At 63.0% G+C, this 25,954-nt stretch carries 28 protein-coding genes; 9 read left to right on the top strand and 19 right to left on the bottom strand.

The window, feature by feature from the left end; genetic code table 11:
- The 19 genes from K8I61_00885 to K8I61_00795 all read right to left on the bottom strand — a co-directional run.
- Positions 1 to 1,916: PriCT-2 domain-containing protein (locus K8I61_00885; protein ID MBZ0270562.1), on the bottom strand; the 1,916-nt coding region annotated here is incomplete at its 3' end.
- A gap of 157 nt (positions 1,917 to 2,073) precedes the next feature.
- Positions 2,074 to 2,565, bottom strand: coding sequence for a hypothetical protein (locus K8I61_00880; GenBank protein ID MBZ0270561.1), 492 nt, complete (start codon positions 2,563 to 2,565; stop codon positions 2,074 to 2,076).
- A 92-nt stretch (positions 2,566 to 2,657) separates the two neighbouring features.
- Positions 2,658 to 4,748, bottom strand: a complete 2,091-nt coding sequence (locus tag K8I61_00875) for a ParB/RepB/Spo0J family partition protein (protein ID MBZ0270560.1) — start codon at positions 4,746 to 4,748, stop codon at positions 2,658 to 2,660.
- Positions 4,749 to 4,881: 133 nt separating this feature from the next.
- A complete protein-coding gene (locus K8I61_00870) occupies positions 4,882 to 6,612 on the bottom strand; it encodes a hypothetical protein (protein MBZ0270559.1) in 1,731 nt (576 codons plus the stop codon).
- 244 nt (positions 6,613 to 6,856) lie between these two features.
- Positions 6,857 to 7,180 carry a hypothetical protein gene (locus K8I61_00865; protein MBZ0270558.1) on the bottom strand — a complete coding sequence of 108 codons (324 nt, stop codon included), beginning with the start codon at positions 7,178 to 7,180 and terminating at the stop codon, positions 6,857 to 6,859.
- Between the two features lie 108 nt (positions 7,181 to 7,288).
- Positions 7,289 to 9,556, bottom strand: a complete 2,268-nt coding sequence (locus K8I61_00860; protein MBZ0270557.1) for an AAA family ATPase — start codon at positions 9,554 to 9,556, stop codon at positions 7,289 to 7,291.
- Positions 9,557 to 9,635: 79 nt separating this feature from the next.
- Positions 9,636 to 10,508 (bottom strand): hypothetical protein, encoded by an 873-nt coding sequence (locus K8I61_00855; GenBank protein MBZ0270556.1) that lies wholly within the window; start codon positions 10,506 to 10,508, stop codon positions 9,636 to 9,638.
- Entirely contained in the window at positions 10,505 to 11,080 is a 576-nt protein-coding gene (locus K8I61_00850; GenBank protein MBZ0270555.1) for an ERCC4 domain-containing protein, read from the bottom strand. Before K8I61_00850 ends, K8I61_00855 begins: the two co-directional genes overlap by 4 nt.
- A gap of 203 nt (positions 11,081 to 11,283) precedes the next feature.
- Positions 11,284 to 11,496, bottom strand: coding sequence for a hypothetical protein (locus K8I61_00845; protein ID MBZ0270554.1), 213 nt, complete (start codon positions 11,494 to 11,496; stop codon positions 11,284 to 11,286).
- Between the two features lie 121 nt (positions 11,497 to 11,617).
- Complete coding sequence (locus K8I61_00840; GenBank protein MBZ0270553.1) at positions 11,618 to 12,130, bottom strand: DUF669 domain-containing protein; 513 nt, start codon at positions 12,128 to 12,130, stop codon at positions 11,618 to 11,620.
- 30 nt (positions 12,131 to 12,160) lie between these two features.
- On the bottom strand, positions 12,161 to 13,054 hold the full coding sequence (locus K8I61_00835; protein ID MBZ0270552.1) for an AAA family ATPase: 894 nt from the start codon (positions 13,052 to 13,054) through the stop codon (positions 12,161 to 12,163).
- Positions 13,051 to 14,184: a PD-(D/E)XK nuclease family protein gene (locus K8I61_00830; protein MBZ0270551.1), complete on the bottom strand. Its 1,134-nt coding sequence runs from the start codon at positions 14,182 to 14,184 to the stop codon at positions 13,051 to 13,053. Before K8I61_00830 ends, K8I61_00835 begins: the two co-directional genes overlap by 4 nt.
- A gap of 79 nt (positions 14,185 to 14,263) precedes the next feature.
- Entirely contained in the window at positions 14,264 to 14,455 is a 192-nt protein-coding gene (locus K8I61_00825) for a hypothetical protein (protein ID MBZ0270550.1), read from the bottom strand.
- A 106-nt stretch (positions 14,456 to 14,561) separates the two neighbouring features.
- A complete protein-coding gene (locus K8I61_00820; protein MBZ0270549.1) occupies positions 14,562 to 14,759 on the bottom strand; it encodes a hypothetical protein in 198 nt (65 codons plus the stop codon).
- On the bottom strand, positions 14,756 to 15,067 hold the full coding sequence (locus K8I61_00815) for a hypothetical protein (protein MBZ0270548.1): 312 nt from the start codon (positions 15,065 to 15,067) through the stop codon (positions 14,756 to 14,758). The genes K8I61_00820 and K8I61_00815 overlap by 4 nt, the downstream gene beginning before the upstream one ends.
- Before the next feature lie 313 nt (positions 15,068 to 15,380).
- Positions 15,381 to 15,686 carry a hypothetical protein gene (locus K8I61_00810; GenBank protein ID MBZ0270547.1) on the bottom strand — a complete coding sequence of 102 codons (306 nt, stop codon included), beginning with the start codon at positions 15,684 to 15,686 and terminating at the stop codon, positions 15,381 to 15,383.
- Positions 15,679 to 16,260 (bottom strand): phage regulatory CII family protein, encoded by a 582-nt coding sequence (locus K8I61_00805; GenBank protein ID MBZ0270546.1) that lies wholly within the window; start codon positions 16,258 to 16,260, stop codon positions 15,679 to 15,681. Before K8I61_00805 ends, K8I61_00810 begins: the two co-directional genes overlap by 8 nt.
- Positions 16,261 to 16,285: 25 nt before the next feature.
- Entirely contained in the window at positions 16,286 to 16,564 is a 279-nt protein-coding gene (locus K8I61_00800; protein MBZ0270545.1) for a helix-turn-helix domain-containing protein, read from the bottom strand.
- Positions 16,564 to 16,950, bottom strand: coding sequence for a helix-turn-helix transcriptional regulator (locus tag K8I61_00795; protein ID MBZ0270544.1), 387 nt, complete (start codon positions 16,948 to 16,950; stop codon positions 16,564 to 16,566). The genes K8I61_00800 and K8I61_00795 overlap by 1 nt, the downstream gene beginning before the upstream one ends.
- A gap of 79 nt (positions 16,951 to 17,029) precedes the next feature.
- Between K8I61_00795 and K8I61_00790 the strand changes: the two genes are divergently transcribed.
- The 9 genes from K8I61_00790 (at position 17,030) to K8I61_00750 (ending at position 25,951) form a co-directional block, all read left to right on the top strand.
- Complete coding sequence (locus K8I61_00790) at positions 17,030 to 17,437, top strand: helix-turn-helix domain-containing protein (protein MBZ0270543.1); 408 nt, start codon at positions 17,030 to 17,032, stop codon at positions 17,435 to 17,437.
- A 181-nt stretch (positions 17,438 to 17,618) separates the two neighbouring features.
- A complete protein-coding gene (locus tag K8I61_00785; protein ID MBZ0270542.1) occupies positions 17,619 to 18,293 on the top strand; it encodes an ImmA/IrrE family metallo-endopeptidase in 675 nt (224 codons plus the stop codon).
- A gap of 4 nt (positions 18,294 to 18,297) precedes the next feature.
- Positions 18,298 to 18,807 (top strand): hypothetical protein, encoded by a 510-nt coding sequence (locus K8I61_00780; GenBank protein ID MBZ0270541.1) that lies wholly within the window; start codon positions 18,298 to 18,300, stop codon positions 18,805 to 18,807.
- A gap of 11 nt (positions 18,808 to 18,818) precedes the next feature.
- On the top strand, positions 18,819 to 20,576 hold the full coding sequence (locus tag K8I61_00775) for an SIR2 family protein (protein MBZ0270540.1): 1,758 nt from the start codon (positions 18,819 to 18,821) through the stop codon (positions 20,574 to 20,576).
- Positions 20,577 to 20,581: 5 nt separating this feature from the next.
- Positions 20,582 to 21,676 (top strand): tyrosine-type recombinase/integrase, encoded by a 1,095-nt coding sequence (locus tag K8I61_00770; protein MBZ0270539.1) that lies wholly within the window; start codon positions 20,582 to 20,584, stop codon positions 21,674 to 21,676.
- A gap of 351 nt (positions 21,677 to 22,027) precedes the next feature.
- Entirely contained in the window at positions 22,028 to 23,866 is a 1,839-nt protein-coding gene (locus K8I61_00765; protein MBZ0270538.1) for a HAMP domain-containing protein, read from the top strand.
- On the top strand, positions 23,863 to 24,255 hold the full coding sequence (locus tag K8I61_00760; protein ID MBZ0270537.1) for a response regulator: 393 nt from the start codon (positions 23,863 to 23,865) through the stop codon (positions 24,253 to 24,255). Before K8I61_00765 ends, K8I61_00760 begins: the two co-directional genes overlap by 4 nt.
- Positions 24,252 to 25,208: a response regulator gene (locus K8I61_00755; GenBank protein ID MBZ0270536.1), complete on the top strand. Its 957-nt coding sequence runs from the start codon at positions 24,252 to 24,254 to the stop codon at positions 25,206 to 25,208. The genes K8I61_00760 and K8I61_00755 overlap by 4 nt, the downstream gene beginning before the upstream one ends.
- Positions 25,148 to 25,951 carry a hypothetical protein gene (locus tag K8I61_00750; GenBank protein ID MBZ0270535.1) on the top strand — a complete coding sequence of 268 codons (804 nt, stop codon included), beginning with the start codon at positions 25,148 to 25,150 and terminating at the stop codon, positions 25,949 to 25,951. The genes K8I61_00755 and K8I61_00750 overlap by 61 nt, the downstream gene beginning before the upstream one ends.
- Positions 25,952 to 25,954: the final 3 nt, after the last annotated feature.

Here is a 25,954-nt window from a genome sequence, read left to right as displayed (position 1 = left end):
CGGGGGGGCGGGTCCGCGTTGGCGACGCCGGCGTCGGAGGACTTGATCCATCCGGCGATCCGGGTGAGGTGCGAATACATCGCGCGATCGCCGATCTCCTCGATGGCGGTGCGGGTGCCGCCACCGCGAATGTTGGTCGAGGCGATCCGGACGATGGTTCCGTTTTTCAGGAAGAAGGAGGGGTTCGGGCTTGCATTTTCATGCACATGATGCACACGCCAGGCGTCGGTGATGACGTCCCGGAGCTGCCGGTTGTTGACGGCGATCTGGGGGATGATGCGGGCGACGGGCGGGCTGTCCGGTTGTCCGGTCGCAGGCGCGGCCGATGTCCGGTTGTCCGGTTTTTTCGTGTCCGGTCGGGGCGTCGTGTCCGGTTTTTCGTGTCCGGTTTTTGGGGAAGCCGTGTCCGGTGTCCGGTTTTCGTGTCCGGTTTTGGCCTTCGTGTCCGGTTTTTCCGTGTCCGGTGTCCGGTTTTCGGCCGGCGGGGCGGCAGCCGGGGTGTCCGGTTGTCCGGTCGGGGCGTCCGGTTTCGCATCCGGCAGGTAATACTTCCCGCGCTCGCCCTCGGCGATCACCCCGTCCGCGGCCATGCGCTTAAGCATCTTGCGGGCCGCGTCGTAGGGTTTGTTAAGCGCGTCCGCGACCTCTTTTGCGCCCACGAAATCGCCGGCGTCGCGGAGGACATCAAGAACCGCCTGCCGCTCGGGCGTGACGCTTTCGAATTCGAGTTCGGCCGGATCGACGTCCAGGAAGGCGGCAAGCTCGGCGTCCGAGACGGACGGGGCGAGGCGCGGCCTCCATCCGTTTTCGCCGGCGAGCTTGAAGATCGTCGCCGGCCCCACCCCGCCGCCTCCGGACACGAACGAATTCCATTTGCGGGTGTTTTCGTGGGGGCGGTTCTTCCCGCTTTTCGCGCACCAGCCCTCCCACAAGGCCAGCCCCGCGTCATTCGGGAAAGCGGCGTGGATCGCCATGCCAAGCGAAATGTAGGCGTCGTAGGTGACGTCCTGGTTGGGAACGGCGGAAAGCGCGCCGGCAAGTTCGTCGTAATTCGTCTCCGACAGAGCGCGCGAAGACGATCGCCCTTTCGCCCCCGTGGCGGAATTGGCGACAACCGGATCGTCGATCGCGGGGATGCGCGCGAGAGCGGCGTCGACTTCCTCGGCCGTCATGTCTTCGAAGTCGTCGGGGTCGATATTGCTGAGCGCGCCGCCCTCGCCTTCATCGATACGGACGAATCGGTTCCCGCCCGGCGCGGCGCCGTGCCACCACGGAAGCCAGACCATGTTGCCAAGGTGCCGGCCGCGCTGCGCGATCGCCTTGGGGTAGATCTCGACGCCGCGCCCCGTAAGGGGGTCCGCGGCCTCCCCGCTCGTGAGGGCGTGCGCGCCGGAGGTGCAGGCGATCGCCAGGGCGATTTTTCGGGCCGTCGCCGGCGCGGTGAGCGACTCGAAAAAGACCCAAAGATGGTAGCCCGTGCCGCTGCCCGAACATTCGAGGTACGCGGGGATCTCGAGCTCGCGCGCGCGCCGGTACGCGGCGATCGCGGCCGTCATGGGATCGGCGAGCGCGTCGGCGTGTTCGCCGCCGTCAAAGTCCAGGCACAGCCAGCGCACGCGCGCGTCGGCCGACAGGCAAAAGCTCCCGATGCGTTCCCCGCCGATCGCGGCGGCGGTGCCCTTCCCTCCCCCGTGCGGCTTTCGCGTCTCGAAGATGATCTTGGGCGTCAATCCCGACGCCGGTCCTTCGAGGTGGTAGCGCAGGAGGGCGTCGAGGCGCTCGCCTCCCACGGCGGGGCGCGGGATCGTGACGGCCCGGCCGGTCGCCGATTCCGTGTAGGAATACCTCGCGGCCACGAAATCGTCGCGCGCGAAAAAGAAGGTCTTGAGGAGGTGGATGCGCTCGTTTGTCGTCATGCCCCGGCCCGAAAATCGCGAACAAAAGCACAGCATTGCTGTGCAAGTTCGCGGTCAAAAAAATTTCGGAATACCCGATTCACCTGGCTCCGCCGTCGCTTGCGGGGCGCTCGCCCGTTATCCGAATTCGCTTTCTCGCCCGTCGTGGTTCAGCACATCATAGCATAGCTTTCGGCCCGTCCCGGCCGGCCGGCGCAGGCGGCTTCCACAGCCAGATGCCCTGCGCGCCGCGCACGTCGGTAAACGGCCGTTCGTATTTTTCCGGCTCCGCCAGCACCCAGCCGTATTGCTCCTCATTCCACCACTCCCGCGCCATGGGCAGCGCGGGATTCGATCGCGGCGGGATGACGCCGTCGAGGATCACCGTGCCAAGGACCGCGGAGGCGATGGTGAAGATTCCACGCTCATTTTCGGGCACGGCCCGCACCGCCCGGAGGACGAGGTCATCTTCGAGGGCGCTTTTGTCGAACGTCTTTCCCGCGTGGATCGCGAGGCGCTGCCCGAGAATCGGAAAACGCCGCGCGCGGCCGTCGACGAGAAACGCGATCTGCTCCGGCGGCGTGGACGGGCGGTTCTCGATGTCCTTGCCGTGAAAGATGAGGCCGGCCCACGGCTGCCAGAGGGTGAAGGTGGGGAGATGCATCGGCATGTCTTTACCGCCAAGACGCGAAGAACGGCAAGATTTTTTTCGTACCAATAGGTCGCGCCCTTCGCGCCTTCGCGGTGACAATGTGTGCCGGATCAAAGAGCGGCGGCATCATCGCCGGCCTCCTCATCGTCGAACTCATCTTCGCCCATCGCGTCTCCGCATTCGTCGTCTACTTCGTGCGCGCCGCGCTTGGGCTTGGTGCGGTCGTGCGCCTCCTCCGTCTCCTTCTGGATCGCCATGAGCGCATCCGTCAGGCAGGCGGGAACATCGTTCCACGCCCCGGCCGCGGCCTTTGCGGAAAGCCACGTAACGAGCGTTCCCTTTTTGCGATCCGGCGGCTGCTCGTCGCCGGCGACGGCGTAGGTGGCGAGCAGGTCGAGCACGTCCTTCGGCAGCCGGGATAGCACGGGGGCGAGCAGCTTTTGCGCCTGCCCGGCATCGGGCCTTTTGAGGAAGAGGTGCCCGAAGCGCAGGAGGCGTGCCTGTCCCATCCCCTCGAAGCGATTGCCCTCGAACGTGTGCTTCATGGCCGCCCCGTGGATGAAGCGGCGCAGTTCCTCGTTCGTAAACTGGAAGAGGTAGTCCGAGGCGTCCTGCGCGATGTTCAGATCCTTTGGATCCACGCCGGCGCGCGCGAGCAGCTCGCCGCGCTCGCTCCACGAGCCCTTCGCGAGCTGCCAGGCGATCGCGATGAGGGACGCGCGATCGTCGAAGAGATTTTCCGGGAACGGCGCGGCGGTGAAACGATCGCGCACGCGCGCCTCAAGAATCTCGCGGACGACGTTCTCGGTGCGCTCGGCGTTGCGTTCCGCTTTCTCCGCGGCCAGGGCTTCCTTCGCGCTGATCGGCGCCGGGAGCGCCTCGCCGTTTTTCGCGGCGTCCTTTTCGGCTTTTGCCCTTTCCTTCTGGCGCTCGGCCGCTTTCTGCAGGCGGATCAAATACGCGGCCTGCTGCTTGAAGCACTCCGGCGCCGGGAGCGGATTTTTGCCGTTCGCGTTCTGGATGACCGACGAATGCCCGCCATTGTTGCAGAGGAAAAGGGGCACGAGCTTGCCGCCGCCTTTCTGCCAATGTTCGATCCGGCGCATCCCCATCTTGAGGTTCGTGCAGGCGCGGCAGGGCGGCTCTTCGCCTTTGGGGAGCTTGGCGTTGAGGATCTCCGTGACGTCGTTGAACGGGCTTTTGCCGCCGTAGGACTGGCCGCGATTGTGGGCGTCGAGATCCGCGGCCGTCGCGATTGGCGGCGTATCGGCGAGCGTCTTTTTCTGAACGAAGTCAACCGCGGCGGCCTCGGCCTCGGCTTTCGACTTCGCGTCGAAACAGGAAACATTCAGGCAGGTGCCGTTGCGCTCGCCGTCGCCTCCGAAAAGATCGGCCATCGCGGCCGTGTTGTGAACGCACGACGCGCACGACGGCTCGGCGTCGAGCGCAAACGGCGCGGACGTGAGCTGGTGTTTGCCCGCGAAGTCCGATCGTTCGACGGCGTCGACATCGACGACCCCGTCGTTGTTGCGCACGCACCAATCCGGGATGCCCTTCAAAATCGCATCCTGCCTGTCCGCCGCGCCGGCGCGGGCCAGGTACATCGCCGCGCCGAGTTCGAGTTTCCCCGCCTCCAACATCTTCCGGGCTTTCGGGGAGAGCTTCGCGAGGTGAAGGCGCTTGGTCACGAACGCGACCGGCCTGCCGATCTTCGAGGCGATCTCGCCGGGCTGGTGGGTTTTGGCCATGAGAAGAATGCCGACGACCTCCTGCAACGGGGTCAGGTCCGCGCGGTGCCCGTTTTCGATCAGCGCGATCGCGGTCAGCGCCTCGGGCGACGCGCCGGCGAGGTCCTCGCGGACGATGCAGGGGATCGTGACGAGCCCGGCCGAACGCGCGGCGTGGTAGCGGCGGCAGCCGACGACGATCTCGAAGGCCGCGGCGTCCTTCTTGCCCTTCCCTTTCGCCTTGCCTTCCACGGGGGGCGCCGGCCGGACGATGAGCGGCTCGAGGATCCCCTGCTCGCGGACGGACATGACGAGTTCGGCGAAGGCGTCCGATTTCGTCGGCACCTCCCCGCGCGGATTCCAGTCCGGAATCGAAACGTCGGCCGGCGCGAGGCTCTCGAAACGGGAAACGATCGCGAGGGCGGGCGCGGCGTGTTGCGGATCGACGGGTTTGTTTTTGGCGGTGGATTTCATGTTGAGGCTCCTGTCGTTGACGTGAAATTTGAATGGACACTCAAAAACGAGGGGTTCACCGCGAAGGCGCGAAGATTTTTCACCGCGAAGACGCGAAGAGCGCAAAGAATGGATGGGGGCATCGTCGCGGGCGTCATTGAAAAAACTCCTCGGCCGCGACGAGGCCGCCGTCGCGCCGGTGCGCGAGCTCCAGGCTGCAGAGCTTTGAGACGGCGTTGTTGAAATTGCCGGAAGTGGGGGCGTAGCCCGTGTGCTCGCCGAGGAATTCCTTCGTCAGCACGGACGGATGATCGGCGATGAGCACTTCGAGGATTCTCTTCGATGCGAGCGGCAGCGTATTGGAATTCGTCCAGTATTCGTGAAGCGCCTGGCCGGTTGGCAACGGATCGTAATTCCCAAGCAACGCCAGGCCGATATCGGTAATCCCGATCGGATCGATCCCTTCGATCGCGCCGAGCTTCCGGAGCTGCGAAAGCGCGTTGTTGAAGTTTCCGGATTTGTGCCGGTAGCCGGTCAGGATGCCGATCTGCGCCTTGCTCCGCCCCCGTGGATGGTACTGCGCGAGAGCGGTCAGGATCGCACGTCCGGCCTTGGACAGCGTCGCGTCTTCGACAAACACGTCCGTCTCGATATCCTTGCGGCCGATCCTTGACGCTCGCGGCTTCGGTGCCGGCGATTTGTTCACCACAACGATCGACGCTTGCGGCGTTTTCGCCTCGGCGACCTTCGTGGAGATTCGTTCGACGCTCGCGATCGCGGGCTGTACGCGATTCTCCCAAACGTCGGCGATGTCGCGACGGAAATTCGATATCGTCTGCTCGGCGTTTTCGAGAAGGAAGCGATCGTCGTCGGTCAGAACGGGGACTTCGACAACGCGGGATTCCGACAACGCGCGCTTCGACCTCAGATCCGCGTTTTCCTTTTCGAGTTTGCGAATTGTCGCACGCAGCTTTTTAGGATCGTCGGCCTCGGCAAGCGCGATTTCCGCGCTTAACGCCTCGCGCAGTACCGCGAGGTCGATCGCGCCCAAGCCCTTTGGCGCGACCTCGCTTTTGAGTGTGGGCGTCGCGGACCCGTCGAAGGTGTCGCGCGGCAGGATCGTGACCGGGCCGAAGTATTCGAGCCAGGCGGGCGACCAGCAATAGAAACGCCCGGGCTTTAAGGCCGGAAGTTTGTCGGTCGCGTCCTCCGCGCCCTTCTCGACGATCCACGATTTGATCGCTTTGCGTTCGTGCGGCCCTGAGCATTTGCCGACGAACAGGCACTCGACCTGATTGAGAACCTCCTTGTTCACCGACTGGGGGCGCTGGCTGATGAGGACGCTGCCGAGCCCATAATTTCGGCCCAGGCGCACGATATCTTCCATCGCGCCGACCATCGTTTCCTCGCCCTTGCTCATTTGCGGGGCGAACAGTTGCGCCTCTTCGAAAACGATGAGCGAGGGCTGCCGGATTTTCTTCGCCGCGTGGAACAGTTCCTCCATCGCGGCCGTCACGAACCTCTTGCGTTCGGCTTTTCGGAATTCGGAAAGGTCGATGACGGCGCTCGACCGCTTTTCGATAAGCGTTCGTGCGATCGTGCGCGCGCCGTGCTCGTTGATCGGAATATCCGCGTGCGCCCCGCCAATCACGGGAATGGACAGGCCACTCGCTTTCCCGTCCGCCGCCAGTCTCAGCGACCACCACACGCCCACGGGATCGAAGATGAGGCAGGGCGTCCCGGCGCGATGAACCTCCTCGACGAGCTTCATCGCGAGGTAGGATTTCCCGGCGCCCTTCTGCCCGATGACCCCGAAGGTCTGCGTCCCGGCCGAATCGGCGGGCAACGCGACCTCGTGGCAAATGGACAGTTTGCGAATCGTCATCGGCCAATCCCGCCTTGGCCGATATGGCATGGCATACCGGCGGGCGCGTGCCGCCGTTCCACGCGGCGTGCGCCGCGTCCGTGCCCCGAAATCTGACAGATTTTGTCTTTCGTTTTTCTAAAGTAGTGACGCGGCGCGTTGTCGCGACGCCGCGAAGCAATGGTCCGCCGCCGCACGGCGAGCGGCCACGCGCGCGAAAACATCAGAAAGGGCCGCGCGAGCCAGAGGTATAGGACGTGCGCGATCACGAACGCGCCTTCACATACTGCGTGCCGAACACGACGCAACCGAGTTCGCCCGTCAGCGTCACGCGATCGCTGTAATCGTCGCTGTTCTCATCCGTCGCCTCCTGCTTCTCGTAGACGGCACTTCCCGCGCGCACGCGATTGATGCGCCAGAAGCCGCCGCCGACGCCGTAGGTGATCGACAACACCGTGCCGTCGCCGAAGGCGAGATATCTCGGCTCCGCATTGTCGTCACAGCTTCCGTAGTGGTTGAATTCTTCGTTGATGTCGCCTTCGACCTCGATCAGATCATCCGACGCTCCGCGAATCGTTACTGCCTGCATGCCGTGCTCCTTTGCTTTTTTCTTCCCGTTCTTTGCGCCTTCGCGGTGAGACCCTTCGCTGCGCTCAGGGTGACAAGCTCCCTTCGCGCCTTTGCGGTGAAAACCCTGTCATTCGCTCTCCCACACCGAGAGCCACGTATTCCGCTCGTCGTTGCCCACCTTCTTCACGCAGTTCTCGATCCCCCAGCGGTCGCCGACGATGACGCACGTCTTCCGGCTGCGGGTGACCGCCGTGTAGAGAAGGTTCCGGTGGTGCATGAAGCTGTGGGACTTGTGCGTGACGACGACGACGCACGGGAACTCCGAGCCCTGGGTTTGGTGGATCGTCAGCGCGTAGGCCAGGTCGATGTTCGATACGTCGCCCGCGGACTTGGAAATCGTCACCTCGCCGGCGCCGTCAAAATTAACGATCAGGTCGCCGTTCCCCTCGACGGTGACGACGTAGCCGATCGTCCCGTTCATGACGCCCAGGTCGTAGTCGTTTTTGCGCTGGATGACCTTGTCGCCGGCAAGGAACGCGGGGCGCTTTCCCTTCGTCGCCGGCACATCCCGGCCGAAAACCTTGTGCTGCACGATCCGCTGCAGGGCGAGGTTCAGTTCCGTCACGGAAAGCGCGCCGCCGCGTCGGGGCGTCAAGAGCTGCACCTCGCGGACCAGGTCAAAGCCCAGGCGATCCGCGAGGATCGAGCGGTAGAACTCGAAAAGGAAATTTTCGATGGCGTCCGCGGCCTGGAGATTGTTGACGACGTACCACGGCTTCACACCGCTCTCGTCGGGCGTCTCGCTCGTGCGCGCGACGTAGCCCTGCAAGATCGCGGTGGAGTTGCGCTTGAGCTCCCCCGCCTGGCGGACCACCTGCGAAAGCGTGGTGACCGGGCAGAGATTCCGGCGGATGATGTCGCGAAGGACGTTGCCGGGCCCGACGGGCGGGAGCTGGTTGTGATCGCCGACCAGGATGACGGCGACCTTTTCGATGTCGAGCGCCGAGAAAAGCGCGTGGGCGAGCATGACATCGACCATGCTCATTTCGTCAATGACCAGAATGTCGAAATCATCGAGCTTGTTGTCCGCGCCGTGGGCGAATCCCTTCCCGTCGTAGCCGAGCAGGCGGTGGATCGTGGAGGCCTCCCGCCCGGTCGATTCGGTCATGCGGCGCGCGGCCTTCCCCGTGGGGGCACAGAGCGTGACGGAAAGATCGTAGGACTCGAATAGCTCGACGATCGTCCGGACCGTGAACGTCTTTCCCGATCCCGCCGCGCCCACGATCGCGGAGACGCGGTTGCGAAGGACGGCCAGGACCGCCTGCCTTTGCCCGTCGTTCAGCTCCGCCCCGACCTCGCGATCGAGGATCCGCTTTTCGGCGCCGAGCATGGAAAGGGCGTGGGGGTTGTCGGCGAGCAGCCCTCGCCGCTCGATGCCGTCTTCGATCTCCCGTCCGGCGGACAGGAAGCGCCCGACGGCAAGCTCCGCCTCCCGGACGGACGGAAGGGCCACGAGGAAGCGCCCCGCGCCCGGGTGCATCACGAGCGCGCCGATCCGGACCAGCTCGTCGATTTCCGCCTCGATGATGTCCTTTGCGTCCGGACGATCCAGGATGAGCAGCTTGTTCGCCGCGTCGATCAGTTCGCGAAGCTCGATCCAGGTGTGCCCGGCGTCGAGCGCATCCATCACGCACCAGACGACGCCCGCGCGGACGCGGGAGGTGTGGTCCTTCGGGAATCCGGAGCGGCGGGCGATCTCGTCCACGCGCTTGAAGCCGTAGCCGTCAAGCTCCCGAACCAGGATGAAGGGATTGTTCTTCACGATGGAGACGGCGTCCGAGCCGTATTTCGCGAGCAGCGTCTCGACCTGCCGGTGCGTGAGGCCAAACGCCGAAAGCTGCGTGGAGGCGTTGTTGAACGCGCGGCGCGCCTCCCACACCTCCTGGATCTTCAGCGCGTCGGCAAGCCGGATACCGGCGATTTGCGCGATGTGCTCCGGCCGCTCGACGATCGTCCGTTCAAAATCCTCGCCGCAGGCCTCGGCGATCTTCCGGGCGCGAACGGGGCCGATGAATTTGAAGTCGGGATTGTTCGCGAGGTAGGAGGCGAGGCCCTCGCCGGAAAGCGAAAGATTGCGGATCGCGGTTTCGGCCTCGAACTGCATCCCGTATTTCGGGTGCGTCTTCCATGCACCGGTGAGAACCAGATGCTCGCCCGGGCCGACGTGGAATTTCGCGGAAAAAGAAATCGTCTCTTTTTGTTCGGTCTCGAATCGCCCCGCGCAAAACTCCGGGGTCTCGAAAAAAAGGCGGACGACGCGGCCGCGGATGGTCGGGGGCCTTTGGGCCGCGTCGTCCGGAATCAGGGGGGGTGTCGCGAGGGCTTCGGGGGTCATGCGTTTTCACCGCGAAGACGCGAAGAATTTTCACCGCAAAGGCGCGAAGGGTGCGCCAAGGGGTTATGAGAAAAGGCGTTCACGCGCCGGCCTCGTTTGCGGCGACTTCGCGTTCCTTGGCGTCTTCGCGGTAAAAATCTTCCGTGCCGGCATCGTCCGGCCTGTTCACCGCATGGGGCTCACCGTTCACGGCGGGGACGATCGGATCGGCGCCTTCCGCATCGCCCTGCCCCGTGGCCGGATCGCCGCCTTTTTCGGCGTCACCCTGGGCGTTCGCCTTGATGGCCTCGGCCAGCGCCTCGCGCACGTCCGCGCCGGGGGCCGGCTGCATCGCCTCGTCGAAACCGAGCGCCTTCCAGGAGCGCCGCTTCACGGTGATGCCGTCAGTGGTGACGATCTTTTCCTCGTCGGCCTCGGCAACCTGGATCATCTGCCCGGCCTCGAGGATTTTTTCGCCTTTCGCCGAAATATCCTTGAGAGCCGTGAGGATCATGTTCGGCGCCGGATTGATGACGACCTTCTTGTCGACGACGATCGGATGGGCGTGGGGCTCGCCGGGCGCACCCTCCACGGGGGCGGTGTCGGCGCTTTCGTCTTCCTCGGCGTCGGCGAACAGGCCGCGCTGCGTGCCGAAGACGATGACCGTCTGCCCGGCCAGGTCGCAGAGATTCATCATCGTGTAACGCCCGCCGGCGACCTCCACGGTCATGCTCGCGGGCTTACCCGGCTTGATGGCGATGTTCCCGACCGCGCCTTCGACGGCGATGTGGCGATCACGGATGCCGTCGACCGCGCGGCCGATTTCTTTGCCGACGTTTTCGCAGAGAGCGTCCATGACCGCGCCGGGCAGATTGCCAAGCGCGGCCTCGTGCGACTCGTCGTAGGTCTTCCCGACGGCGGCTTTGACCGCGACCTCAATCTCGACGTTCGACAGATGCGGAATGCTGCTCATGACGATGCTCCTTGGGTTGCGCGGCGAGATCCTTCGCTTCGCTCAGGATGACAAGCCTTTGTGTCGTTGGATTCGGCGGCGGGCACGGAAGGGGAAGCCTTCGTGTCCTTTGCGCCTTCGCGGTGAACCTCTTCCGCGCCTTCGCGGTAAAGACGTTCGGCGGCTCGGAACAGATACGATTTCGTGAAGCGGATGCCGTGCTGGCGGTCGCCGCAGAAATGGACGGGGACTCCAAAGCCGATCTCGATGGCGAGGCCGGCTTCGAAAACGGAAAAGGAATTGACCCCAGAGCGGTAGGCCCCGGAGGTCATCTCCGGCAAGGACGCTTCCACGACGATGCAGGCAAAGCGCATCTTCGAAAGCCGCGCGATCTCCTTGTGGAAGCGCTCGCGCTCGCGGATGACGCTTCGCACGTAATCCTCAAGCGTCTTGCGTTCGACGGCGATCGCATCCTCGAAACCGGCGACGGAATAGTCCCCGGCGGGAAGCGTCGCGCGCAGGGACATGCCGTCAAAGCCGTAGGGCTGCTGCTCGCGGGAGTCGACGACGATGGTGAAATTCGGGGGCGTCATTTTTCACCGCAAAGGCGCGAAGAAACGCGACGAGGATTGAGGATTGAGAGCCGTCGCAACGGCCTCACCGCCCCGCTCCAAACGGGCGAGACCCTTCGCTTCGCTCAGGGTGACAACTTCCTCCGTGTCCTTGGTGTTCTCCGTGGTGAATGCGCCTTTGCGATGGCAATCCGCATTCCGCATTCCCCATTCGCAATTCCTTTTCATTCCCCGTCCGCCTCGTTGATCGCGCGGGCGACCTTCTCGAACAGGACCATGTGCCCCTCGCGGCGCTCGTGGACGATCGGGCCCAGGTGCGCGTAGTCCATCGGGTGGATGATGCGGTAGGCGTGCTCGCCCGCCGTCACGCGGCCGATGTTGGCGACGTGAATCTCGTTGATGGGTTTGCTGTTGACGAAAACCTTGAAGATCAGCATGCCCCGCCTCGTTTTTTCACCGCGGAGGCGCGAAGCCTGGGAACGCCGAACACCAGTTCGGCCATGCGACCGCGCGCTGTCGCTTGCGGCTCTGACACTTTGCGCCTTCGCGGTGAATTTTTTATTTGAACTGGTTCATCGCCGCGGACATCTCGGCGTCGCTCGCGTTCGCGCCGAATCCGAAATCCGTCCCGCCGCCGGCCGCGCCCTCCGGCAGGGCGCACTTCCCGTTGATGTAGACGTTCGTGTACCCGTCCTTGGTCTTGACCTGGACGTCGAGCCCCAGGCCGACCATCTCCTCGAGGTGCTCGCCGAGCGCGCTGAGCTTCGGCACGTTCACCCCCATCGTGTGGAGGTCCTGCTTGAGAAACCGGACGTTGTCCTCGCTTCCGATGACGGAGTTGCGGAAGATCTTCCGGCCGGCGTGCGTCGGGCCGGCGACGAGAAGCTGGAGCGCAAGCATCGGCTTTCTCGTTTCCTTGGTGCGCTTCAATTCAGCGCGCTCGACGCGGACCTGATACTTCCCGTCGGGCACCTCGCCGCGCTCCTCCACGGGGGCGGTTTCGTACGCCTCGTCGAAGTCGGCGAGGTCGGCGCCGATGTCGGTCGTCGCTTCGTGTTCGTTGGTCGCCATGTGTTTTGCCTTTCCTTGTTGTCGTTGTTGTCAGGCGCTGGCCGCGGCCCCGCCCTCTGCGGGGTTCGGCGTTTCGGTTTTGGCTTCGGGCTTGTTCGCGGCTTTGGGATCGGAGTTCGCGGGGGACGAGGCTTTCGCCGGGGCGCCTTGACGGGCGGCGGACGCAGGCACGGCGCCGTCCTTCAAGGGAGCGTTGGCCCCGCCCCCCGCATTCGGAGATCCGACGGCCACATCGAAGGCCGCCTTGAAATCCTTGAAGTTCATCGGGATGACCGGGGGGAGCTTGCCGGTCCGGTCGCCCGCCTCGTGCCCGCGCGCGGGCTTGGTGAGGATCGCGCGGCGCTCCTGTTTCTCGCCGTCGATCTCGACGGCGATCTGCGTGCAGTAAAGGATCATATCGACGAGTCCCATCGCAACGCGGCGCGCGGATTCCGGCAGCGTCGAGACCGTCTTCGTGTGCGAGCCGGTCGGCGTCTCCACGTCCGTCTGCTTGGAGTGCGAAACGAGGATGAGGCCGTACGGCAGCCGGGAAAGCGCCGTGAGGACGCGATGAAACTCGTTGTTCACGAGCGCGTAACCCTTGCCGAAGCCGGGGATGTCGCCGACGTGTTTGACCTTGTTCTCCGCGCAGACCGCGTCCGCGCACATGCGGTAGAGATTGTCGATCGTGTCGATGACGACGGTGCGGAAGTCGTGCTTCCCCTCGGCCAGCTCGGCGCACGCGGCCTTGAACCTCGCCCAGGAGTCGATCTGCGTCTGGAAGACCTCGACGTGCGCGAGCCCTTCTTCGGTCGCCAGGAACAGCGCCTTGGGAAACTCGGAGGCGAGCGTGGATTTGCCGATCTTCGGCGGGCCGTAGATCATGATCGTCGTGTCGGAAAGATCGGTTTTTCGCGGCGTCTTTTGCGTTGGTAAAAGGCTCATCCGTTTGTCTCCTTGTCGTCGCCCGCGCCGAGCTCCTCGTGCGGCGGGCGGATTTCGAACTGGTTTTCGATGACGATGGGGTTTTCGTTCGAGGAACAGATCGCCCAGAACGGGCACGGCTTGTTGTAGAGAAAGCAGAAGGCGGTGTTCTGGTAGAACGCGCCCGCGCGGCGCGCGTGGAGGATCTGCTGCGTCAGCTCCCAGATCTCCGCGGTGAGAAGGCGAATGCGGTCCGGCGAGAGGTAGAGCTTCTCTCGATGGAAGGCCTCGGGCTTCGCGTACCACTCGTCAAGGCGCGCCTCGAACTCCTCGTCGCTCTCGGGCGTCTTGCGCGTCGCCGTGGATTTGCCCGATTTGTTTTTCGCCGCGAGATCGTGGTACCGCGCCTGGTATTCCTCCTCCGTTTCGCCGGCGCGCTGCTCGATCCGCGTCTTGGCGATGACGTTGTAGAGGATCCCGGCGATGGGCACGCCAAGCGCCTCGGTCGCGTAGTGCGCGTAAAGCGCGATCTGGAAATCGGTCCAGAGCTTTTCGATGTAGCCGCCGTCGATCGTCGCGGCGGTCTTGTGCTCCAGGATGTACCAGCCGTCGGCAAGCTTCACGATCCCGTCGATCTTTCCGCGCATCTTGAAGGTCCGGGACTTCGCCCCCGTGGCCGGGTTGACGATCTCCGCGACGAAGACCTTCTCAAGCTCGCCGACGGTAAATTCCTCGGCCGGATATCGCCGCGCGTAATTGCGGATGATCGCGCGCGCGAGATGCCAGCGGGATTTTTCTTTCGGGTCGGCGTGGCAATCCGGATGCTTTTCGTCGATCGCATCCAGGGCGTATCCGATGTCGCGGTCGCGGTGCCAGGCCTCGAGCGCGGCGTGAACCGCGTCGCCGAGAACCAGGGCGCGGTCGCGGGCCAGCGGCGCGAGGTGTCGCTCGTAGCGCAGCTCGAATTTCTTCCGGCAGTTCCGGAAGGTCGAAAGCGCCGAATAGGTGAGCGTGTCCTTCCCGTCCACGGGGGCGGGGCGCGCGGGCGGCGAGGCCGCGGCGTTGCCCTCGAAGGCGCGCTGCAGTTCGTCGGGAAAGCTGATCCCCTCGCCTTCGGCTTTCGCGGTCTCGCGGAAGATGGAGTCGGTCATGATTTTTTACCGCAAAGCATGCCCTGAGTGCAGCCGAAGGGGCGCAAAGGGCGCGAAGGACGCGAAGGAGATTGGTTTTTCATTCGTCGTCTCCGGTTTCCCTTTCGTTAGTGTCCTCGTCCTGATCCGCCCTCTCGTCTTCGATCGCCTCGCGCATCGCCCATTCGCTCCCGGAGAGACCGTCCATGTACGCGACGGGCCTGCCGCAGACCTCGCACGAGCTTGCGCCGGCGCGGTTGGGGTGGTCGTTGATGCAGGCGAAATGGCTCATCAACGACGCTCCGCGTCGCGAGAAAATAGAAAACAGGAAAGAGAAAAGAGGATCGCCACACGCCTCCGTGTTCTCCGTACTCTCCGTGGTGAAAAATTCGTTCTCATCACACGCCCTTCGCGCGCGTGGCGACGAGCATCCAGATGGACGACACCGCGAGGACGAACGCCCCGGCCGCGACCGTCTTGACGTCGGCCTTCATCACGCCGGAGACGGCGCCCAAAAGGCCCGCGCCGGCGATGACCGCGCACACCCACCACGAGGCTTTCGTCGGCGGATTGAGGAGGGGAGTGGGCCGCGTCATTGGCGGACGATCACGGCGAGGTTTTCGAGAAGGCCGGCCGCGCCCATCATCAGGTCGTCCGCGCCCTTGCCCGGATCCACGACGAAGCCGCCGACGCCGGTCAGCATCTGCGCCGCTCCCAGAAGGCCCGCCTTGGTCTTCCGGTCGGTGACGTTGTCGCCGATGGCGTCGATGACGCCCGCGACGCCGTCGATCACCTGGCCCATCTCGGCATTGGAGAGCTTGCCGTCGGAAAGCGCGGTGCGGATATCGCCCACGGTCTTGAAAAACTCGGTCAGGACTTGGGGATTCAAAACGGGATCGGGCATGGGTTAGGCCTTTCGAGGTTGGGTGCGGCGGAAATGCCGCTTCGCGTCGCGAGAAAATAGAAACGAGGAAAGAGAAAAGAGGATCACCACGTTCCTCCGTGTCCTCGGTGCTCACCGTGGTGAAATTTCCTTCGCGTTCCTTCGCGCCGGCGCCTGCCCTGAGCGAAGTCGAAGGGCGGTAAGACCCGCCGTTCCCGGCGTCGCTCCCGCCACGTGAAAGCCTTGTCGAGAAGGAAATAGATCGCGATCGGCCAGGCGATCGCCGCCGACACGACGAGCATCATCGAATACGGAAACTGGCAGACGGGGCCGTTCATGCGGCCTCCCCGTCCGGCGCGCGCCGCTCTGCGCTTGCCCGCGCGGGCTTTCGCGTTTCGACAAGAAGCAGGCCGAGGGAAGATTCCGCGAGCAGGAAGGCGACCGCGAACAGGAAGCGCCCGAATTCGGTCAGCGCGTTCCAGTTAAGCGCCAGAACGAGCAGGAAAACGGCGAGCGCCGCCCAGAACAGGTTGCGGGCGATCTCCCACAGGTCGGAGCGCGGCGCGCTGTTTGTCGCCGGATCGCCCGCGTTCGCCGCGCGCAGGCGCGCCTCCCGGTTGATCGTGACGCGCTCAGCCACGGGCGCCGTCCTTGTCCTTCGCGCCTTTCGCATCGGCGATGTGCAAGACGCCCGCGCGCGCGAGCATGGCGCGGCGAAAGGTCTCGATGGCGGCGATCGCCTGAAGGGCCTCCGTGTCGAACGCCTTGGCCTCCTCGGGGGTGATTCCGACGCCGCCCTTGCCCCGCGCGGAGACGGCGCGGCCGTAGGTCTCGATGACCTCCCCGAACTCGCGGACGGAGGCGGACAGGTGCTCGACAAGCTCCTCGGGGCCGGCGTCGATCCCGCGCAGGTCAAGGAGCGCGCAGCCGTTTTCCGCGGCGACGATGCCAAGCGTGGAAAGATCGCCCGTCGCGCGGAGGATCGCGCGCCAGGTGTCCACGCCGAGCTTCGCGTTTTCCACGTCCGGGTTCAGCTCATTGTAGAGCGTGGAAACGCCCTTGCCCGCCCGGTCGGCGATCTGCGCCATGGAAAGCGCGGGGTGCGTGTGGATGGCGTCCTGCAGCGTCTGGTAGAACGCGCGCCGGTCCTCGTGGGGAAATGCGCCCGCGTAAGAATCCGAGAGCGTTTTTCTGATTTTCCTGTCGTGCGTCACGGGTTACTCCTGCGGAATGAAATTTTCATTGGCCCACCGCGCGCGAGCTTTTGGCCTCGCCGCCGTAGACGGGAAATCGTTCAAAAAAGGCGTCCAGGTCGCGCACGTCGATGAGGATCCGCCCCTTCCCGCGCCGGCCCCGCGTGAAGCGTTCGGGGTCGAATTCCTTTGCCGTCCGCCGGTGGCGCAGCTCCCCGCGCTCGATCGCTCCGTAGACCTCGGACTTGCCGACGCCGAGGTAGTGCGCGGCCTGCTCGACCGTGTAGCCCCGCTTGGGGATCGCGACGGGACGGCGGGCGGCCATCAGGCGCTCCTCGCATGGTCGTCGCTTCCGTCATGCGACACATCACCGCTCTGCTCTGTCTCGGGCCAAAAAAAATCGCGCGGAACGTCGAACACGCGGACAAGGGCGTCGACCACGTCCAGGCGCGGCACGGTCTTGCCGGATTCGATATCGGCGTACGTGGGGCGGGAGATGCGGCAGCCCGCGTGGGACAGGCCGTGGAGCACGTCCTCCATGGACATCTCGCGCTCCTCGCGCAGCCGCGCCAGATTTTCAAAATCGAAGGGGTTGGTTTCGGGCATGGGCCGATCTAAGCACAGCATTGCTTTGCCTGTCAAGAAGTTTTTTGATTCTTTCTCAAAAAAGGTTTCCCGCGCCCGCCCCCCGTGGTAGGAAATGTCTTCCATGTCACCGGAATCCCGGCCAAAAACGCTCGCGCAATTTGCCGTTTACGCAAGGGAGAGGCTCGGCCTTACGCAGACCGAAATGGCAAAAGCCATGGACGTTCATTACGGGACGATCTCCCGCGCCGAACGCGAAGACGCGCCCGGGCCGTCGCTTGAGCTGGTGCGCAAGATGGCCGAGGCGATAAAAGAAGACCCGGATTATTGGGAGCTGGTTTACGAATACGAGGCCCTGGAGGAAGGCCGCGCGAAGCAGGTCATCGGCAAGGAACTGGGGCATCTGCAAAAATCGGCCGGGGCCGCGAAAGCCCCGCCCGCGCGCGAGCAGTCCCGCTACCCGGAGGTCGAGGCCTACATCGCCGAGCGCAGGCGGCATCTTCAGGCCGACGAGGTCGCGTTTCTTCGCAACCTGCTTTTTCAGGCCAAGAAGATCACGCCGTTTCTGCTGGATTCCTTTCTGGCGACGTACCGGATGGGGAAAAACCTGTGAAGCCTGAGGCTCACCGCGAAGACGCAGCGGCGCATTCACCACGGAGAACACCAAGGACACGGAGGGGGCTGTCACCCTGAACGAAGCGAAGGGTCTCGCCCCGGCCTCCGCGTCTCCGCGTGAGACAGGGCACCGACTCAAGTCGAGATGCGAAATGAAGGAAAGTACGGGAGGGGAAAACATGCCGCGCGTGACGGCCCGCGTCGTCGAGGAGATCGCCAACAACCTGGTCCGCGAGCACGGGACAGAGAACCCGAACAAGCTCGCCGACCGCCTGGGCCTTGTCGTCCGATTTCGCCGCGACAACAACCGGCAGTTCGGCGGGGCGCTCGTCGACACCGGCAAGGGGACGGAGATCCACGTCAACGCGAAATCCAGCCGCGAGCGCCGGCAGTTTGTCATCGCGCACGAGATCCTGGAGCACCTGGTCCGCCTGCGGGGCTTCACCGTCACGCACGAGGACGAAAAGCTCTTTGACCGCGGCGCGGCGGCCCTTCTCATCCCGCGCCCGAAATTCCAGCGCCTGGTCCGCGCCGGCGCCGACCTCTTCGAACTCAAAAAAGCCTTTCCCGAGGCAAGCCATGAGGCCCTGGCCCGCCGCCTGCTCCACTTCCGCGACGACCTCGTCATCACCGTCGTCGACAACGGCCGGGTGAAATGGCGGATGGGGCCCAAGCAGTCCGACCGCTCGGACCTCGCCCTGACCAACGCCGAATACCTCGCCCTCGGCCGCGCCTACCTGGGGGAGTCCAAAGTCACCGTCGCCCGCGCGGGAAAGGCGGTGGAGGCGTACCGGATACCGCCGGCTGGGGCGGCGGAGGTGTTGCGGATTGTGCTTATAACAACGGAGCAGTAAGAATATGAACGAACTTTTAAACGCGATTAATTATGCAATTGCTCAAGACGCATATTTCGCTGCACTATTTACAGCACTCTCTGTTCCTGATATTTGCGGCGCGATTGAATCCGTAGACGGACAGGCAACCGGAATGAAATATCAAGACTGGTTTGACCGATATGTCGCGTCTAAATACGCAGGGTGGGGAGGAGAAATTTTTCTTACCGGCTTCGACTGTTATTATTTTCGCTGCTCGCTGCTCCACCAGGGCCTGACAAATCACCGGAAAAGCCGGCACAGGATTGTTTTTGTCGAACCGCCGGATGCGATACACAATAATATTATTCACGCATCCAGTGCCCCTGTACTTCAATTAAGGATAGATATATTTTGCGGCGATATAGTTGACGCTGCGCGCACTTGGCTTCCAACCGTACAAAATGTGCCGCACGCCCAAATTAATCTTGCAAATTCAATTCAGCGTTACCCGATGGGGAACTGGGGCATCAACGGCATGCCCTTAATCGGTTAGTCGGGAATATAATGGACCGCAGCATTATCCGCCTCGCCGCTAATGCTCGCCCGGGCAAAAAGCAGTGGATTCTCGTCGTTGGCGCCGGCGTATCCAAAGACGCCGGTATTCACACCGCGTGGGATCTGATGATGGAAATTGCCGCCAAACTGTACGTCCTAAAGGGCCGAACCGGCCGGCCGGATCCCGATATGCTTGAGGCGTGGTTTTTGGGGAGCGAATATGCCGAAAAATCTTTTTCCGAATTGACGTCGGAGATTTATTCGACGGATGCACAACGCCGAAGTTTTCTCGACGACTACATCGGCGGCAAACCGGCAGGCGAAGCCCATCAATTGATTGCCGAACTCGCGCGACGCGGCATTTTACGAGCGATTGTTACGACCAATTTCGATTGCTGCATCGAGAACGCGTTGCACGCAAAGAATCTGAAACCGCAAGTCATCGTTTCGGACGCGGACGTCGAAGGGTGCGAGCCGCTGGAGCACTGTTATCGCGTTCGTATATACAAACCGCACGGATCACTCGATCGGGGTGATTTGCTCAGGGTAACACCGGCAGAACTCGCGGCCCTCCCCAAAAAAATGACGGCGGAGTTGCGACGACGCTTTAGCGAGCACGGCGTAATCGTCCTTGGCTACGCGGGCCTTGATAAGGGACTTCAGTCGATCATAGAGAGACGCAAGACGAATCACTTTCCGCTCTGCTGGATCGACCCAAATGCCCCAATTCCGAGCGTCGACGAATATCTCACTCGCACCAATTCTGATTGTGTCACGGGTATCGGAGCCGCCGACTTTCTGCGTTCGTTTTTGGACGCGGCTGATCGCTTGGATGCACTTGCCGGGACGCTTGAGGGACAGCCGTCCGTCGCCGAATTGCGCGATTCAACAATGAAACTGTTGGGCTCTCAAAACCACGCAGCAATCGCCGCAAAATACACGAATTATATGAAAGGAGTTGCTGGCGCGCTCGAAAAGACGCGCCCCGACTTTTCGAAATACGAATATGAGGATGATGCGATTGTTGCGCAAATCGAATCAGCCGAGGAAATCGTGGCGTCTTTTATCGAAGCGATCATCGAAGCCGTCGAGTTCGGAATTCCGCAAGTCAATGACGCGATATATGAGGGATTTGGTTACATTCTGCCATTGTGCGATCTGCCAAAGAGTTTTCCAGGAGGAAGATTCTCAGACACCGACTTCGACGGATTCCGGTTTGCTGCGTGGGAAATGTTTGTTGCATTCATTGCGGCTTTAATTCGATTCGAGCGATGGGAAGAATTAAATCGCTTGCTATCTCGTCAAATTTTTTCCGACGATAGACGCCCCGACCCGTATAAGCATTTTACGGAATTTCGATCTTACCTTCGTTCGCTCGACGACCTTCGCAATTCAAGATTGACTGGAAAGCGTCAGGTCTCCGTAGCTGCAGATACGATAAATTATCGATACATAAGCGGCCGCTTGGCACGATTACTTTCATTTGATGATTTCATGGAGGCAGAATTTTTTCTATTTGCGCGATCGGCCATGAACGAAGGTCGATTGTGGTACCCAATGACGCTCATTTATTTAAAACAGTCGCCAATTTTATTGCGCCGCGCCGCGAGTTACGCTTTTTTTAAGAAGCTGCTTCTTGCAATCGGAGCGTCAAGCGCTGATGAATTTAAAAAGAAGTATACCGAGGCTATCGGCAAACTCGAACGACTCAATTTTCGATACTTATTCGATTATGTTAAACTTGATGAGCTTGGCTCCTTGCCATAGCTACCATGCCCATCCGTCCCCACGCCCATCCCCGCACCGGCCTGAAGGGCTACATCGTCGACGTCTCCCGCGTCATCGACGGGCGGCTCGTCCGAAGGCACAAGGTCGTTTACGGCTCGATGCGGCAGGCAAAAGACGTCGAGCACAAATTGCAAGGTGAACTCGCCGAGCGGCTTGCCGGCCACGGGCGGGCGATCACCTTCGCGACGCTTGTCGAGGCGTACCGGAAGCACGCGGCCGAATCCAAGGCGAGTTTTGAAAAGGCCGAGAGCTGGATCCTCGATCGCTTCGAGGAGCGGTGGGGGCGCCGGGTCGTCGCGGACATCGATTACGACGACATCGAAAAATACCGGCGCGCGCGCAAGGACGAAAAGACAAAACACGGGAAGAAAATCGCGCCGGCAACGGTGAACCGGGAGATCACGGTCCTGTCCGCGGTGTTCACCTACGGCGTCAAAAGCGGGCGCGTCCGCCCTCCGCACAACCCCTGCAAATACGTGGACCGCCTGCCCGAGGCGTCGCCCGTTCACCGGGAGATCACCGACGAGCAGCTCGTCAAACTTTGCCGCGGCCGCGCCGACCACGTGAAGCGCGCGATGCTCATCGCCCGCTTCACCGGGCTTCGGCACAGCCACGTCCTCGCCCTTGACTGGAGCCAGATCACGGACGACGGGATGATCTACCCGACCGCGACGCAGGCGGCCTCCCGCAAGGCGGTCGGCCGCATTCCCATCCGCGAGGGACTCCTTGAGGTTTTCGGCCCGCGCAAGGCGTCCGGCCGCGTCATCACCTACAAGGCCGGCAAGAAAATCAGGCCGGTGCCCGTCGATTCGATCCGGAAGGCGATCCAGCGCGCCTCGAAAAAAGCCGGCATCCCCTTTCGCCTCCACGATCTGCGCGCTTCCTTCCACATGGAGCTGCTTCGCGCGGGCGTCGATGACCAATACCGCCGCGTCGTTCTCGGCTGGGGGAAGGACCTGGCCTTCGCCTCCACGGTGGAGCAGCGCTACGCCCGCATCACCGACGCCGACCTCAAAGCCGCCCTCTCGGTCCTCCCATCCTGCAAACCTATTGTCAACGCGATTATGCAGTCACATTAGTCATTGATTTAACGACATATTTTCTACGCATCTCGATCCTTGGTAAGGAGGTGGTCGGTGGTTCGATTCCACTCGGCGGCTTCCCCCCAAATATCCATGCTCCCCGCGTCGCGACGCCCGTTTTGGCGCCCCCCTGCCATTTGCGCCTGCGCGTTCCCTACCCCTACGCGTCGTAATTAAAGAATATTTCGAAGTGACCGATAATACAGAAGTAGTGCGACGGTTCCTGCCGGCGCGTTATCCGTAACAAATAGACGCCACCGAACGAGCCGAGCCGTCCAGGCGTCTTGGCGATCGGCAAGCGCGAGGGCGCGCTCGGGGCGGACACAATTATCGGGTGTGGGGACGATCATGATCGGCAAATCAAGGCTTTCGACGCCCGAAAAAAAACCGGCCGGGCGCATGTCCATCCGCTGGCGGCTCCTCATCACCCTCGGCGTCCTTATCGTTTTGGGCACGAGCGTTGTCGCCACGGCGACCGTCGGCATCATCCTCAACGGGGCCAAGATCGGGACAAGCGAGTGGTTCACGGCGTCGAAAAATTCGCTTGACGCGGTCGTGCACGAGGAGATCGAGGAGTTTCACGAACATTCCTATGCGATGGCGATGGACCCGGATTTCGTGAGCGCCGTCGAGACCGGCGACCTTGAGGGAGCGCTCGACAGCATTCGACGCAAGGCCTTTTTTCTGTCGCCCGACAACATTTGGGTGATTCTGCCGGCGGCAAACCAGCCGGCGCTGACCAATCAACCCGATTGCGAAAACCCGTCTCAGTTGCGCCGCGAACTGCGTTTGTATGACCGCGGCTTTTTTCATTGCGGCGATTCGCTGTTCCTCGGTGCGTCGGCCCGAAGCGATCAGGGATCGATCATCGTGATCGGGCTTATCGTCGGCGACGCCTTCGCCGATGACATGTCGCGGATCACCAACACCGAAATCGCGATCTACGATGGCGGACGCCTCGTCGCGACAAGCGCGAAAAACATCGCGGGCGAGCGCGTCGAACCCGGCTTTCCGGCGGAATTTCTTGCGCGCGGCCTCGGCTCTCCGGAACGAATCTTTCACCGCCTGACGATCCGCATCCCGGATTATGGCGGCTATCTGGAGTCCCACGGGGCCTGGGAGCGCGGCGAATCCGGATTTTCGGGCTTCGCCATGATCGACAATCTCGATTCCGAACATCCGGAAACGGGCGCGAAGATCGCCTTCGCGATTCCGTCGGTCTTCATGGAGATCGGCGCGTGGTATTCCGCCGCGACGATCGTCGGTGTCGCCTTTATCACGGCGATCTTCGTTTTTGTGGCGACGTTAAGGAATATCCGCAAGGTGACGCGGCCGATCGTGGAACTGTCGCGGGCGGCGGACGCGGTCGCGGGCGGGCGCACGGATGTCGAGGTTCCGGTCAACGGCGCAAGCGAGATCGCCCTTCTTGCGGAATCCTTCAATTCGATGGTTCGCCGGCTCGCCGACTCCCGCGCCCAGCTCGTCCAGGCCGACAAGCTCGCGGCGATCGGTCAGCTCGCGGGGGGCGTCGCCCATGAGATCAACAATCCCCTGGCCGTCATTTTCGGCTTCGCCCAGGTTCTCGATCGCCGCATCGCGGCGAGCGACCCGCTTCGCATGCCCGTGGACTCCATCCTGCGGGAAGCCGAGCGATGCCGGAATCTCGTCCAGGAACTCGTCACGTTTTCGCGCACGGCGAAAAAGACGCGCGATCGCATCGACGTGAACGAGATCATCGAGCGGTCGCTGATCCTTCTGGAAACCCGCGCCAAATCGCAGCACGTGGCGATAAACCGGGAATTTGGCGCCGACCTGCCACACGTCGACGCCAACCGGACGCAGTTCGAGCAGATTCTCGTCAACCTCGGAACCAACGCGTTTGACGCCATGCCGAACGGCGGGATTCTGATCTTGCGGACGCTCGCGGACGATTCCGGCGCGGTAGTCGTCGAGGTTTCCGACACCGGGACGGGTATCGAGTCCGACGTCGTGCGTCACGTCTTCGATCCCTTTTTCACGACCAAGGAAGTCGGCAAGGGCACCGGCCTTGGCCTTTCCCTCGTTTACGAAATCGTGCAGCAACACGGCGGGCGTATCGACCTCGATACCGAGATCGGACGGGGCACGACATTCCGAATTTCCTTGCCGGGCGCACCGGCACCCGCCATCCAGGGGAGCGCCGCATGACGGCAAGGCGCATCCTGATCGCGGACGACGAAGCCGGTATCCGGGAGCTGTATCGTATCGTCCTTTCGCCGTTGGGGTACGAGATCGTCGCGGTGCACGACGGGCTTGCGGCTCTCGAAGCGCTTCGACGGCAGCCGTTTGACCTTGTCGTCCTCGACATGCAGATGCCGCGCATGGATGGACGCGAGACGTTGAAGAACGTTCTCGAGATGCGCACCGATCAGAAAATCATCATCGTCAGCGGCGGATTGTGCCCGGAACAACGGGCGCAGGCGCCGGCCGGGATTTCCGACATCATCTACCTCACCAAGCCGTTCGTCCTTGGCGATCTCCGCAAACTTGTCGCCGACGCCCTGGCGACATCCCCCGAAAAGCGAGCGACCGCATGAATACGACAGCCAGCGTTCTTGTCATTGACGACGAACCCGGAATCCGCGACCTGCTCGCCTTCGAGTTGACGCAGGAAAACTTCGAGGTCGAAACCGCGGAGAGCGGCTATGCCGCCGTCGAGGCCGTCAAGCGCCGGAAGTTCGACCTGGCCATCACCGATCTGAAGATGCACGGGATGGACGGCGTCGCTACCGTGGAGGCGTTGCGCAAGATCGACCCCGATCTCGAGATCATCGTCGCGACGGGATTCGCCACGGTCGAAACGGCCGTCGCGTGCATGAAACGCGGCGCTTACGACTACATCCAGAAGCCGTTCAACCTGGACGAGCTGAAAACGCTGCTCGAACGCGCGATGGAAAAAAGCCATCTGCAAGGCGTCGTCGCGCTGTACGAGGCCAGCCGCGCCATTCTCGATACGCTCGACACCGGCGAACTGGTCTCGATCGTCATCCGGCTCGCGGTTTCGGTTCTGAAGGCCGATGTGGCCTGGCTTGTGCCGGGCGACGCGGACGCCGTGCCGCGAACCATTCATTTCGGAAGCGAGGTCCCGGAAATCTCCGGCGCCGCTCTCGCCGCGCTCAACCACCTGGCCGCCGACTCGTCCGCGCCGCTGCGCGTGACGACGACCGGCGTCGCCGACCTGGATTTCGGCGAAATCGGTTCGGGCTCGCCTACCCCCTTGTCAGCCGCGATCAACGGATCGGATCGCTCGTTGTCGTGCGCCGCGCGAGCCAACCGGATTTTCTCGCGTCCGAACTGCAACGCGGGACCGTTTTCGCCAATCAGATCGCGCTCGCCTTCGACAACGCGCGCCTGTACGAGGAGCTCTCCGAGAAGGTCGATGAGCTGGTGCGTACGCAGGATCGGCTTGTCCGCGCGGAAAAGGCCGGCGTGGCGAGCCGGCTGGCCGGGTATGTCGCGCACGAAATCAACAACCCGCTGCTTGTCGTGATGGGCAACATCAGCGCCATCCGCGACTACAGCTCGAAGATCGGAGGCTTGTGGCTCGCCGCCAAGAGCGCCGCGGAATACCTTCGCGCCCTGCCGGTGCCAGACGCGGGCGGCGTCGCGGATGCGCTCGTGCCCCCCACGGAACACAAAGACATCGACCGGCTCATCCACGACGTCGCCGGCATGGTGGACGACATCATGGAAGGCGTCCGCCGGATCGGCGACCTCGTCAAGGGATTTTCGCGCCTGGCTCAGTCTGAAGCGCCAAGGAACGTCGGCGAGATCGAACTGGCGCCGTTCGTCGCCGGGTGCGTCAACGCCCTTGGCGGCCAAGGCGTCCGGAATGTCGTCACGTCGATCCCGGCCGGCCTGTTTGTCCGGTTCTCCCCCGACGATCTGCGCGCGTCCGTTTGCGCGCTGCTGCTTTATCTCTCCAAAATGAAGGATTCGGCGGACCGGCGATCGCGCCTTTCGGTCAGCGCCGAGGCCGACGACAAGCGCGTGCGGCTGAGCGCGGTGAATCCCGACGCGGCGGCGACGTCCGACGAGTTGCCGCATCTGTTCGATCCGCGCCTCGAGGTAGCCCGGAAGAACAGCGGCGACATGGTGCGTCTGGATTTGTCGCTGGCGATCGCGTACCAACTTCTGACGCGAGGCGGCGCGACAATATCGACGCAAGTCGCGGAAAGCGGCGGGGTCGAGTTTCGGATCGAATTTCCGGGCGCGAAACCGGCGGGGGTCTGAGGG

The sequence above is a fragment of the bacterium genome, from assembly GCA_019912885.1.
Taxonomy (GTDB): domain Bacteria; phylum Lernaellota; class Lernaellaia; order JACKCT01; family JACKCT01; genus JAIOHV01.
Note: the sequence above shows the minus strand (reverse complement) of the source record. Positions and strands in the feature narration are given on the sequence as shown.